General features: G+C 72.0%; 13 protein-coding genes. 7 read left to right on the top strand and 6 right to left on the bottom strand.

Features of this window, described 5'->3' with window-relative positions:
- The first annotated feature begins 84 nt into the window (after positions 1–84).
- Positions 85–423, top strand: coding sequence for a DUF3099 domain-containing protein (locus AB0J80_RS07065; RefSeq protein WP_364701252.1), 339 nt, complete (start codon positions 85–87; stop codon positions 421–423).
- Here the strand turns inward: AB0J80_RS07065 and AB0J80_RS07060 are convergent.
- Both AB0J80_RS07060 and AB0J80_RS07055 read right to left on the bottom strand, forming a co-directional pair.
- Positions 420–1,301 (bottom strand): PfkB family carbohydrate kinase, encoded by an 882-nt coding sequence (locus AB0J80_RS07060; protein ID WP_364701250.1) that lies wholly within the window; start codon positions 1,299–1,301, stop codon positions 420–422. The genes AB0J80_RS07065 and AB0J80_RS07060 overlap by 4 nt on opposite strands.
- A complete protein-coding gene (locus AB0J80_RS07055) occupies positions 1,298–2,245 on the bottom strand; it encodes a pseudouridine-5'-phosphate glycosidase (protein ID WP_364701340.1) in 948 nt (315 codons plus the stop codon). Before AB0J80_RS07055 ends, AB0J80_RS07060 begins: the two co-directional genes overlap by 4 nt.
- Positions 2,246–2,411: 166 nt before the next feature.
- Here AB0J80_RS07055 and AB0J80_RS07050 point away from each other — a divergent pair, with 166 nt between their 5' ends.
- The 3 genes from AB0J80_RS07050 (at position 2,412) to AB0J80_RS07040 (ending at position 5,082) form a co-directional block, all read left to right on the top strand.
- Positions 2,412–2,630 (top strand): DUF3039 domain-containing protein, encoded by a 219-nt coding sequence (locus AB0J80_RS07050; RefSeq protein WP_364701248.1) that lies wholly within the window; start codon positions 2,412–2,414, stop codon positions 2,628–2,630.
- 16 nt (positions 2,631–2,646) lie between these two features.
- Positions 2,647–3,261, top strand: a complete 615-nt coding sequence (locus AB0J80_RS07045; RefSeq protein ID WP_364701338.1) for a TRIC cation channel family protein — start codon at positions 2,647–2,649, stop codon at positions 3,259–3,261.
- A 90-nt stretch (positions 3,262–3,351) separates the two neighbouring features.
- On the top strand, positions 3,352–5,082 hold the full coding sequence (locus tag AB0J80_RS07040; protein WP_364701246.1) for a DEAD/DEAH box helicase: 1,731 nt from the start codon (positions 3,352–3,354) through the stop codon (positions 5,080–5,082).
- Positions 5,083–5,085: 3 nt separating this feature from the next.
- Here AB0J80_RS07040 and AB0J80_RS07035 read toward each other — a convergent pair whose 3' ends face one another.
- Complete coding sequence (locus tag AB0J80_RS07035) at positions 5,086–5,838, bottom strand: MBL fold metallo-hydrolase (protein ID WP_364701244.1); 753 nt, start codon at positions 5,836–5,838, stop codon at positions 5,086–5,088.
- An 81-nt stretch (positions 5,839–5,919) separates the two neighbouring features.
- On the opposite strand from AB0J80_RS07035, the gene AB0J80_RS07030 reads away from it, so the two are divergent.
- Positions 5,920–6,519, top strand: a complete 600-nt coding sequence (locus AB0J80_RS07030; RefSeq protein ID WP_364701242.1) for an ABATE domain-containing protein — start codon at positions 5,920–5,922, stop codon at positions 6,517–6,519.
- A gap of 268 nt (positions 6,520–6,787) precedes the next feature.
- On the opposite strand, the gene AB0J80_RS07025 is transcribed toward AB0J80_RS07030, so the two are convergent.
- The gene (locus tag AB0J80_RS07025; protein ID WP_364701336.1) at positions 6,788–7,027 is read right to left on the bottom strand and encodes a hypothetical protein; all 240 of its coding nucleotides are present in this window, start codon (positions 7,025–7,027) and stop codon (positions 6,788–6,790) included.
- Positions 7,028–7,707: 680 nt separating this feature from the next.
- Positions 7,708–9,282, bottom strand: coding sequence for an RNA polymerase sigma factor (locus AB0J80_RS07020; protein ID WP_364701240.1), 1,575 nt, complete (start codon positions 9,280–9,282; stop codon positions 7,708–7,710).
- A 254-nt stretch (positions 9,283–9,536) separates the two neighbouring features.
- Here AB0J80_RS07020 and AB0J80_RS07015 point away from each other — a divergent pair, with 254 nt between their 5' ends.
- The gene (locus AB0J80_RS07015) at positions 9,537–10,355 is read left to right on the top strand and encodes an inositol monophosphatase family protein (protein WP_364701238.1); all 819 of its coding nucleotides are present in this window, start codon (positions 9,537–9,539) and stop codon (positions 10,353–10,355) included.
- A 14-nt stretch (positions 10,356–10,369) separates the two neighbouring features.
- Here the strand turns inward: AB0J80_RS07015 and AB0J80_RS07010 are convergent, their stop codons facing one another.
- Positions 10,370–10,909, bottom strand: a complete 540-nt coding sequence (locus AB0J80_RS07010) for a LytR C-terminal domain-containing protein (RefSeq protein ID WP_364701236.1) — start codon at positions 10,907–10,909, stop codon at positions 10,370–10,372.
- Between the two features lie 383 nt (positions 10,910–11,292).
- Between AB0J80_RS07010 and AB0J80_RS07005 the strand changes: the two genes are divergently transcribed.
- Positions 11,293–11,589: a DUF4193 domain-containing protein gene (locus tag AB0J80_RS07005; protein ID WP_023561654.1), complete on the top strand. Its 297-nt coding sequence runs from the start codon at positions 11,293–11,295 to the stop codon at positions 11,587–11,589.
- Positions 11,590–11,616 lie beyond the last annotated feature (27 nt).

Here is an 11,616-nt window from a genome sequence, read left to right as displayed (position 1 = left end):
GGGCTGCGGAATAAAGGGGACCGCCCGGCGCGAGCGCTGCGTCGATTCTGGTCGACGACCCGGCCGCAGTGGAAGGATGAACCGGTGAAGAAGCCGCCGGAGCGGCCGGTGCTGATCACCGACGCCGCCCGAAGCCAGAGCGACCAGCTCCGCAGCCGGGAGATCCGCTACGTCTCGATGATGGCGCTGCGCGCAGCCTGCCTGATCACCGGCGCGATCCTGATCAGCGTCAAGCCACCGCTGCTGCCGGTCTGGCTGATCCTCTGCGCGGCCGGCATGGTCTTCCTGCCCTGGGCCGCGGTCCTCATCGCCAACGACCGTCCGCCCAAGAGCAAGGCGAACCCGCCGGCTCCGCGCCCCGAGCCCACCCCGCGCGCCCTCGACCAGCAGCCCGAGCCCCGCACCATCGACCTCGAGCCCTAAGGTCGCGCGCCCACCCGCTGCACCGCCGCCGCGCCGAGCTCGGCGCCGGCTTGCAGCGCGGCCTGCGGCTCCGCGCCGGAACACCACGCCCGCAGCAGGCCCGCTGCGAAGGCGTCACCCGCCCCGGTCGGATCGATCGGCGGTACGCGCACACCCGTCACCGACCGCAACACCCCGTCCCGCCCTCTCCAGACAGCGCCGTCGCCGCCGCGCTTGACGATCACGTTCCGGGCGGAGGCGGTGAGGACCTCCGCCTGGTCCTCCGGCCGGCCGGGGCCGGCCAGCACGTCCGCCTCGTCCGCGTTGCACAGCAGCAGGTCTGTTCCCCGTACGAGATCCAGGAACTCTCCCGACTGCCGTAACGGCGCCGCAGAGGCCGCGTCGACGCTGGTGGTGAGTCCCCGCTCGCGGGCCGCCGCCAGCGCGGCCAGCCCGCCCGGCCGCGAGCGCGCGTGCAGCAGCGGATAACCGGACAGGTGCAGGTGCGCGGCGTCCGGGACGGCCTTGACCGCCGCTGTGACATCCGCGGGATCCAGCAGCAACGCCGCGCCCCGGTCCGTGATCATCGTGCGCTCCGCGGGGGAGCTGAGCACCACGACGCTTCCGGTCGCCGCACCTGCGTGGTGCCGCACCGCGCAATGCACCCCGGCGGCGGTCAGCTCGGCGACGCGCTCGCGGCCGGCAGCGTCGTCCCCGACCGCCGCGACGAGGGTCACCGCCGCCCCGGCGTGGGCGAGCCAGGCGGCCGTGTTCGCCGCCTGCCCGCCGCCGCCGACGCGGATCCTCGCCTCGGTGTCTGACCCGGCCGCGAGCGGCCCGGCCTGCCCGACCAGCACGTCGGTGACCAGGTCGCCGACGACGATCAGCGCCTTGCTCACCCGGGGAGGGCGAAGCCGAGCGTCGAGTGCGCCGGGGTGGCGGCCGCGGCGATCTGCGCGGCCAGGGCGGCGTTGCGCAGGATGATCCGGACGTTGACCTCCAGGCTCTTGCCGTGCGTGCTGCTGTGGAAGTGGGCCAGCAGGAACGGCGTCACCGCCTTGCCCGTGATCCCGTCGCGCGCCAGCAGCTCCAGACCCTCGGCGAGGGTGCGGTCGTGCAGCTCCGGGTCGAGCTGCTCGTCCGTCGGCAGCGGGTTGCCGAGCACCAGCGCGCCGGCGCCCACGCCCTGCTCCTCCCGCGCCGCCAGCACGGCCGCCACCTGGGCGGGGGAGTCGAGCTGCCAGTCGACCTCGAAGCCGCCGTCGGTGACGAAGAAGCCGGGGAAACGGCGGGTGCCGTACCCGGCGACGGCCACGCCCAGGGTCTCCAGGCGTTCCAGCGTGGCGCCCACGTCGAGGATCGACTTCACGCCGGCGCACACCACGACGATCGGAGTCCGGGCGAGGGTGGTCAGGTCGGCCGACTCGTCGAACGTCGTACTGGCCTCCCGGTGCACGCCCCCGAGGCCGCCGGTGGCGAAGACGCCGATGCCGGCCGCTGCCGCGATCGCGCTGGTGGCGGCCACGGTGGTGGCGCCGTCCGCCCGCGTCGCGGCCGCGACCGCCAGGTCCCGGACGGAGAGCTTGACCACGCCGTCGGCGCCGGCCAGGTGCTCGATCTGCGCGTCCTCCAGGCCGACGATCAGCTCGCCGCCGATCATCCCGATCGTGGCGGGTACGGCCCCGTTGTCCCGTACCGTCTGCTCGATCTCGCGGGCGACCCGCAGGTTGTCCGGGCGGGGCAGGCCGTGCGAGACGATCGTGCTCTCCAGCGCCACCACCGGGCGGCCGTCGCGGCGGGCCCGGGTCACGTGGTCGCCGTAACGGATGGTGAAGCGGCCCACCGGCCGCGTGGAATCGGTCACGATGGCAACGGTACGGCGCCGGCCAGGCGAGGTGTCGTTGGACCGACCAGGCGTGAGGTGTCAGACTTGCGGGTTGGAGCTTCCGCCGCGGAGACCGGGGGGCACGCGGCGGCCGAGACTTGTAGACCGACGAGAGGCAGACGCCGTGAGCACGCAGATCCTCGAGCGCCCGGAGACGAAAGACGCCGACACCGGGCCGGACATGTTCCACTACGTGCGCAAGGAGAAGATCGCCGAGAGCGCCGTCATGGGAACGTTCGTCGTGGCGCTCTGCGGGGAGAAGTTCCCGGTGACGAAGTCGCCGAAGCCGGGTTCTCCGGTGTGCCCGCAGTGCAAGGAGATCTACGAGTCGATGCAAGACTGATCGGGGGACCGTGGCGTTGACGGGAAGCTACAGCCTGCTCGTCGCGGACCTGATCGGAGTCGCGGTCTTCGCTGCCTCCGGCGCCAGCGCCGCGGTCGTGAAGCGCCTCGACCTCTTCGGCGTGGCCTTCGTCGGTTTCGTCGCGGCGCTCGGCGGCGGCATCCTGCGCGATCTCGTGATCGGCGCGGTGCCGCCCCTGGCCTTCTCGGACTGGCGGTACGCGATCACCGCCGTCCTCGCCTCGATCGCCGTCTTCTGGCTGCACCCTCAGCTCAGCCGCCTCCGGCGAAGCGTGCTGCTGCTCGATGCCGCCGGACTGGGCCTCTTCACGGTCACCGGCACCCTGAAGGCCGTCGACGCCGGGGTGCCCCCGGTCGGCGCCTGCCTGGTGGGCATGCTCACGGCGATCGGCGGCGGCCTGGCCCGCGACCTGCTCACCGGCGAGATCCCGGTGGTGCTGCAGCGCGACATCTACGCGGTGGTCGCTCTCGGCGGCGCCGTCGCGGTCACCGTTCTGAGCTGGCTCGATGTCGCCGACGTGGTCACCCTGGTCGCCGCGGCGGTCGGCATGACGGCGGTCCGCATGCTCGCCCTGCTGCGCCGGTGGTCGGCCCCGGTGGCCGTGCCGTAGCCGTTCCGATCGGCCGCCGCGGTTATGCTGGGGTCGGCCTCCGCGGCATTCCGCGGGGGCGTTTGTGTGAGTGGAAGGGATCGTCGCAGCTTGAGCCCGCCGTTGCCGAACCTGGAGACCTTCCCCCCGCTGCGCGACTGGCAGCGCAAGGCGCTGGTGCAGTACCTGCGCAAACGCTCCCCGGACTTCATGGCGGTCGCGACCCCGGGCGCCGGCAAGACCACCTTCGCCCTGCGCATCGCGGCGGAGCTGCTCTGCGACGGCACCGTCGAGGCGGTCACCGTGGTCTGCCCCACCGAGCACCTCAAGACCCAGTGGGCGCAGGCGGCGGCCCGGGTGGGGATCCAGCTCGACTCGGCGTTCCGGAACGCCGACGTGCACAGCTCGCGCGACTTCCACGGGGCCGTGCTCACGTACGCCCAGGTCGGCATGGCCCCGGCCGTGCACCGGCGGCGCACCATGACCCGCCCCACGATGGTCATCCTCGACGAGATCCACCACGCCGGCGACTCCCGCACCTGGGGCGACGGCGTCAAGCAGGCCTTCGACGAGGCCGAGCGCCGCCTCATGCTCACCGGCACCCCGTTCCGCTCCGACGAGAACCCCATCCCGTTCGTCGAGTACGAGCGCGGCCAGGACGGCCTGCAGCGCTCCCGCTCCGACTCGGTGTACGGCTACAGCGACGCGCTGCGCGACGGCGTCGTCCGGCCGGTCATCTTCCTGGCGTACTCGGGCGAGACCCGCTGGCGCACCAGCGCGGGCGACGAGCTGGCCGCCCGCCTCGGCGAACCGATGACCAAGGACCTGATCGCGCAGGCGTGGCGTACCGCCCTGGACCACCGCGGCGACTGGATGCCGCAGGTCCTGCGCGCCGCCGACGCCCGCCTCTCCAAGCTGCGCGAGCACGGCATGACGGACGCGGGCGGCCTGGTCATCGCGAGCGACCAGCAGACCGCCCGCGCGTACGCGAAGCTCCTGGACGAGATCACCGGCCAGAAGGCGGTCGTGGTCCTCTCCGACGACCAGGGCGCCTCGGCCCGCATCGCCCAGTTCGCGGCCTCCGAGCAGCGCTGGCTGGTCGCGGTCCGCATGGTCTCCGAAGGCGTCGACATCCCCCGCCTGGCCGTCGGCGTGTACGCCACCAGCGCCTCCACCCCGCTCTACTTCGCCCAGGCGATCGGCCGCTTCGTCCGCGCCCGGGTCCAGGGCGAGACGGCCACGGTCTTCGTGCCCAGCGTCCCGCACCTGCTCGGCCTGGCCAGCGAGATGGAAGCCCAGCGCGACCACATCCTGGGCGCCCCCAAGGACCCGGACGGCCTCGACGACGCCCTCCTCGAACGAGCCCAGCGCGCCGAGGACGCCGAGGGTGAGCTGGAGAAGCGCTTCGAGGCCCTCTCCGCGACGGCCGAGCTCGACCAGGTCATCTACGACGGCGCCTCGTTCGGCACCGGAGCCCGCACGGGCACGCCCGAGGAGGAGGAGTACCTGGGGCTGCCGGGCCTGCTGAGCCCGGACCAGGTGGCGGTCCTGCTGAACAAGCGCCAGGCCGACCAGATCGCGGCCCAGAAGCGGGCGGCCGCAGCAGCCCCCAAGGAGGCGGTTCCGGCCCCCCGCGAACCGGTGGCGACGATGAGCGCCGCGGAACGCCGGGTGGCGCTCCGCCGCCAGCTCAACACCCTGGTGGCCGCCCACCACCACCGCACCAACCTGCCGCACGGCAAGATCCACGCGGAGCTGCGGCGGCTGTGCGGGGGGCCGCCGAGCGCGCAGGCCACGATCGAACAGCTCGAGGAACGGATCGCGACGATCCAGACCTTCTGAGCGTCAGTCCATCTGGACCCGGTCCGTCAGGCCCGCGGCGCGGAAGGCCTCCACGAGGGCGTCACGGCCCTCGCTGAAGTGCGCCCAGCTGTCGTGGTGCACCGGCACGACCCGGCGCGCACGGAGAATCCTGGCGGCCTCGGCCGCCTGGGCGCTGTCGAGCGTCAGCAGCGCCCCGTCGAACAGCGGAGTACGAACCGCGCCGGCGAAGATCACCGCGGTGTCGACCGGGCCGAACCGCCCGGCGATCTGCTCGACCAGCTCCAGCGCGGCATTGTCGCCGCTGACGTAGACCGTGCCGAGCCCCTCGCCGGTCAGGACGAAGCCGATGACGTCCCCGCTGACGGGCTCACACCCCTCGGGGCCGTGCCGCGCGGGCACGGCCGTCACTGTCACGGTGCCACCACCCGGCCGGTCCAGCTCCACGGAAGCCCACGGCGCCAGGCCGCGTGCCGTACCGCCGAGTCGCCCGGCCCCGCTGACCGTGGTGAGCGTGACCGGAACGTCGGCGAGCAGGGCCCGGCCTGAGGTGTCCAGGTTGTCGGCGTGCTGATCGTGGGAGAGCAGGACGGCGTCGACCCGGCCCAGCTCGTGCGGAGACCCCTTCGAAGGCGCCGTCTTGCGCAACGTCAGCCCGCTGGGCGAGGGGTACTCCCCGGGCCCGTCGAAGGTGGGGTCGGTGAGCAGCCGCAACCCCCCGTACGCGATGAGGGCGGTCGGCCCACCGTAGACCTGGACGGAGATGGCGTCAGTCATGGAAACCTCACGGATAGATGGTCGGTCATCCGTGAAGCTAGCTGTTTGTCACGGAAGAGCGCAACCTATAACGTGAGAACCGTGAAGGAGATCGCCGTCACCGCCCCGGACGTCCCACCGGCGCCCGGCGCGGAGCAGCACCCGGCGCTGGACTTCGCCAACAGCGCCGTCACCGTGCCCGGCGGCCAGGTGCTCGACGCCCTGGGTACGCCCGAGTCCGCCACCCGCTGGCTGATCGACCACGGCCTTGCGCCGTCGGACGCCCGGCTGCACGAGGTGTGCGCCGGGCGGTTGCGGTCCCTGCGCGACGCGACCAGAAGCCTGCTGAAGGCGCGCGTACGCGACGAGGAGCCGCCCCGAGAAGCGCTCGCGGCGGTGAACGCGGCTCTCGCGCGCGTGCCGACCGCGTCGGTTCTTCGCTGGGACCCGGGCGTCGGCCTGCACCGGGCCACCTCGCACCCCACCGATCAGGTGGTCGACCATGCGCTCGGCGTCCTGGCCGCGGACGCCGCCGAGTTGCTCACCGGCCCCGATGCGCCGCGCCTGGCGGCCTGCGACTCGCCGCCGTGCTCGCGTTACCTGCTCCGCAGCGGCCGCCGGCAATGGTGCTCGGTGCGCTGCGGCGATCGGGTCCGGGCGGCTCGTGCCTACGCCCGGCGCACCCGCCCCGAAACGGTCTGACGCCCAGCTTGGCGGTGGGCGTCCGTCCGTCGCCTGGTGTGCGGGCTGGGATCGGGTCTGATGCCTGCCGGGCGACCTCCGCGTGGCCGCCCCAGCCCGCGGGGGTGACGGCGGGAGTGGGTCTGTCGCTCGGCTGCCGGGGTGTCACCGGTCGGGCCGCCTGGAGTGCGGTGCTTGCTCGGGGCGGACGGGGTTGCGGCGCGGGAGGGGTGCATACGTGAAAAGGGCGCCCCCACACCGGGACGCCCTTTCGCTGCTTATCTGGGGATTAGTTGGAGTTAGACATCATTTCCGCGCCGCGCCACGTGAACTCGGGGTCGGCCGCGTACTGCACCGCGATCTTCACCAGGTCTTCGGCGTACCTGTTGGCGTGGTGTCCGCAGAACACCAGCTCGCCGCCACCAGCCAGGGTCAAACGGAGCTTCCCGGCTGCATTGCAGCGGTCGCACCGTTCATCGGCTGCTGGTCCGGCCACGCTTCCCGCCGGCGGCGTGAGAGTCGGGGTCATCGCCTTCCTCCTCTGGTCGTCACCGATGAACATGTTCCTCGGCTACTGCTCACCCATCGTGCAACACCCTTGGCCGTTGCAGCCTTCCCACAGTGCCCTGGGGGGACCCAAGTCACACGTGGTCCGGCTAGTGTGCCGTGCCCCAAGGGTGCCACGTCAACGATCACTTCTGCACAACGGTCTGATCACCACCGGATGATGTACGAGTGGTGACCAAAAGGGCACGCAGTGTTGACTGAATGGCCGGTCGTCCAGTATTGATCAAGCTGTCCGTGTCCAGTTCCGGACAATTGATCTTGAACTCGCCGGCACCCCCCGAAACCCGGGGCGCCGGCAACCGCACACTTGCCACTCCGGCAGAGTAGACCCCACCTACCAGCGCCCGGCACGCAGAGTCCAATACCTCGCTCGCGGAGTTTCGCCGACCGCCGACGAGGGCCGCCTCGGCTGTCCTGGTCGAGGTGGCGAGAGGGTCCTCGGAGCAGCCAGACGGCCGGCCATCGCCGTGAGGCCGCATGTTGTGGACGGCCGGCGGGCGCTGGGTGGGTGGCGCACTCCGAGCGGGTGCCGGGCGCCGGATGGCCAGCGCGCGCCGGAGGTGGACCGGGAGGGCTACCCACGCCGGGACCGCGGCACACTCCCAAGCGAGGGAGGGGGCCGCGGTCCCGGCTGCGGGAACCTCAGTCCAGGTAGTCGCGCAGCACCTGCGACCGCGACGGGTGCCGCAGCTTCGACATCGTCTTCGACTCGATCTGGCGGATGCGCTCGCGGGTCACGCCGTACACCTGGCCGATCTCGTCCAGGGTGCGCGGCTGGCCGTCGGTCAGGCCGAAGCGGAGCCGGACCACGCCCGCCTCGCGCTCCGAGAGGGTCTGGAGGACCTGCTGGAGCTGGTCCTGCAGCAGCGAGAACGAGACCGCGTCGACCGCGACGACCGCCTCGGAGTCCTCGATGAAGTCGCCGAGCTGGCTGTCGCCCTCGTCGCCGATGGTCTGGTCCAGCGAGATCGGCTCCCGGGCGTACTGCTGGATCTCCAGCACCTTCTCCGGGGTGATGTCCATCTCCTTGGCGAGCTCTTCCGGGGTGGGCTCGCGGCCCAGGTCCTGGAGGAGCTCGCGCTGGATGCGGCCGAGCTTGTTGATGACCTCGACCATGTGCACCGGGATGCGGATGGTGCGGGCCTGGTCGGCCATGGCGCGGGTGATGGCCTGGCGGATCCACCAGGTGGCGTACGTGGAGAACTTGTAGCCCTTGGTGTAGTCGAACTTCTCGACCGCGCGGATCAGGCCGAGGTTGCCTTCCTGGATGAGGTCGAGGAAGGCCATGCCGCGGCCGGTGTAACGCTTGGCCAGCGACACCACGAGGCGCAGGTTGGCCTCGAGGAGGTGGTTCTTGGCGCGTTCGCCGTCGCGGCCGATCCAGCGCAGGTCACGCTCGAAGTTGCGGTCGAGCTTCTCCTCGCCCTCCTCGCAGGCGCGCAGGCGCTCGGCGGCGTACAGGCCGGCCTCGATGCGCTTGGCGAGCTCGACCTCCTGCTCCGCGTTCAGCAGGGGGACCTTGCCGATCTGCTTCAGGTAGGCGCGGACGGAGTCGGCCGACGCGGTCAGCTCGGCGTCGCGGCGGGCCTGCTTGAGCGCCTCCGACTCCTCGTCGTCCCACTCGAAGTCGCCGTCGGTGGCCGAGCTGGCGGCGTCGCTGGCGGCGGCCTGGACCATGGCGGCCGGCTCCTCCACGACGACGTCCTCGAGGTCGGCGGCGAGCTCTTCGGGATCGATCTCTTCGCCCTCGACCGGCTCGCCCTCGCCGGGGGCGGCGGCCTTGGTGGCCTTCGCCGGGCCGGCGCCGGCGGCCGCCTTCTTCGCCGGGGCAGCCTTCTTGGCAGCGGCCTTCTTGGCGGGAGCGGCGGCGGGAGCAGCGGCCGCGTCGCCCTCGGCGGAGGCCTGCGACGGGGCGGGAGCGGCCTTCTTGGCCGGGGCGCGGGTCGCCTTGGCGGTGGTGGCCTTCGAGGCCGGGGTCGCGGCCCGGGCGGCGGCCACCCGGCGGCGGGTGCTCGCCGAGCCGTCCACGACGACCGTGACGCCCGCGTCCACGAGGGCGCGGAGGATCTTCTTGGCCTGGGCCGGTGTCACCTCGGCGGACTCGACCGTCTGCACGACCTCGGCCGACGTGATCTGCCCACCCGCACCCTGCGCGTGGGCGATCAGGGCCTCGGTGAGAGAGCGAACGTCGGCACCGGTCTGGTGGGCTTCTGTCACGAATGACCTTCCGGAGGGCGATGAGACACGGCCATGGGCCCAGCGCAGCACGCGGCGAAACGAGGCTGGCCGGTGTGGTGTGGGAGCCCTCGTGACCCGGACGGGGCTTGCAGGCGGTGTCCGTGAAGCGTGGGCAGGGGTGAATTGTAGCGCCGTCCAGCGAGATCCTCCCGCCGCAGCACGCCGCGGGGGGTCGCCGACCTCTCTTCGGGCGCTCGGCGGGAGAATGGTAGCTGCGGAAAGGGCGGTGTGAAGTGGCTGAGAACGCCGGAGGACCGACGCCGGAGGAGCTGTTGGCGATCGCCGTACGGATCGCGCGGGAGGCCGCTGAGACGGCCCGGCGGATGCGCACGGAGGCGATCACCGACGTGCAGACGAAGAGTACCGACACCGATGTGGTGACGGCGGCCGACAAGGCCGTCGAGCGTCAGGTGGTGGAGGCGCTGCGGCGCGAGCGGCCGGGCGACGGCGTGCTGGGTGAGGAGTACGGCGACAGCACCGCGACCACCGGCGGCGTCCGCTGGATCCTGGACCCGATCGACGGCACGGTGAACTACCTCTACGGCCTTCCGCAGTACGCGGTTTCCCTCGCGGCCGAGGTGGACGGCACGGTCGTCGCCGGCGTGGTCCGTAACGCCGCGACCGGCGACGAGTGGACCGCCACTCTCGGCGGCGGTGCGTGGCGCGGCGGCCGGCGGCTGGGCGGCTCGACGCGCACGACGCTGGACCAGGCGCTGGTCGGCACCGGCTTCGGCTATGACCCGGCGCGTCGCGAGCATCAGGGTGCCGTGCTGGCGGGCTTGATCACCCGGGTGCGCGACATCCGCCGCTTCGGCGCGGCGTCGCTGGATCTGTGCATGGCGGCGGAGGGCAGCCTCGACGCGTACTTCGAGAAGGGGCTCAACGCCTGGGACCATGCGGCGGGCGGGCTGGTCGCCACCGAGGCGGGCCTGCGCGTGTCCGGACTCGACGGTCGGGCGCCGGGCAGGGACATGCTCGTGGCGGCCCCGCCGGCGATCTTCCCCGCGCTGCATGACGTCCTCGTCGAGCTGGATGCGTCCGGCGGTCCCTGACGGCCCGGAGGCGGTCAGGAGTCCTTCTTGTCCGGTGCCGGGCAGGCGCCGGGCGGGGTCTGCGGCTCGCCCAGCTCCACGAGCGACTGGTTCACCTCGGTCGTGGTGGCGAGCTGCTGGAACTGGCTGCCGATGACGACGTCGACCACGGCGCCCTTGCGCTTCGGGTTGTACTGCGGGTCCGCCTGGTTCAGGAAGTACGCCCGCAGCAGCCACGCCGAGCCGACCGCGTCCGGGCCGTACCGCATGACCGCGACGCCGTCGACCTTCTTGTTGTTCTCGGCCGGCTTCTGGGTCTGGAAACGCCGGTTCTTGAACTCGTTGGTGACGTTGTCGGCGAGCCCCGGCTGGTCGGTGCCGTTGTAGACCTTGACGGTGACCTGCTGCGGGTCGTCCGGCAGTGTCACGTTCGCCAGCACCGAGCCTTTGGGGCATCCGCCGCCCGCGATCGCGCCTCCCTGCGTGTCGCGGACCAGCGCGACGACGACGAAGACCACAGCGGCTACGGCGAGCACGCCGACCACGACGAGCGCTCGGACGCGCGCAAAGCTCATGGGGGAGTACTCCCGGGTGTGGGCAGGCCGGTGGCTGCGGTGACGGAAGGGTCTGCCGGTGAGGTTAGCGTCTGGCCGGCGGGAGCGCGGAAAGAGGGAATGTTTCCGGCGCGCCGACGATGATCCACGGCGTCCGCCCCCTACCTTGATGTCGCCTCAGTCACATCGGGAACAATTGGCCGCCCACGGACGTACAAGCCACCCACGAGGGCGGTAAGGTGCCGCGTTTGCCGGGGCCATTTCACGAGGGGATGGGGGCGCCCCGGCGGATGGTCGTTCCCCGCTGCCGGGCGGGGAGAAAAGTCCGTCGCAACGGGAACCGAAACGTCGTCGCCGGCGTTACTTACGCCAAGTGACACATCGATACAGGAGAGTGAAAACCGATGGCCACCGACTACGACGCCCCGCGTCGCGATGAGGTCGACCTCGGCGAGGACAGCCTCGAGGAACTCAAGGCCCGCCGCGCCGACTCGCAATCGGGCGCAGTGGACGTCGACGAGGTCGAGGTGGCGGAGAGCTTCGAGCTCCCCGGTGCCGACCTGGCCGACGAGGAACTGACCGTCAAGGTGCTGCCGATGCAGACCGACGAGTTCCGCTGCGCTCGCTGTTTCCTCGTGCATCACCGCAGCCAGCTGGCGGTCGAGCGCAACGGGGAACTGATCTGCCGCGAGTGCGCCTGACGGCGCCCTCGCAGCAGGACCACCCGG

Origin of the sequence: Actinoplanes sp. NPDC049548 (assembly GCF_040676695.1) — a bacterium.
GTDB lineage: Bacteria > Actinomycetota > Actinomycetes > Mycobacteriales > Micromonosporaceae > Actinoplanes.
Note: the sequence above shows the minus strand (reverse complement) of the source record. Positions and strands in the feature narration are given on the sequence as shown.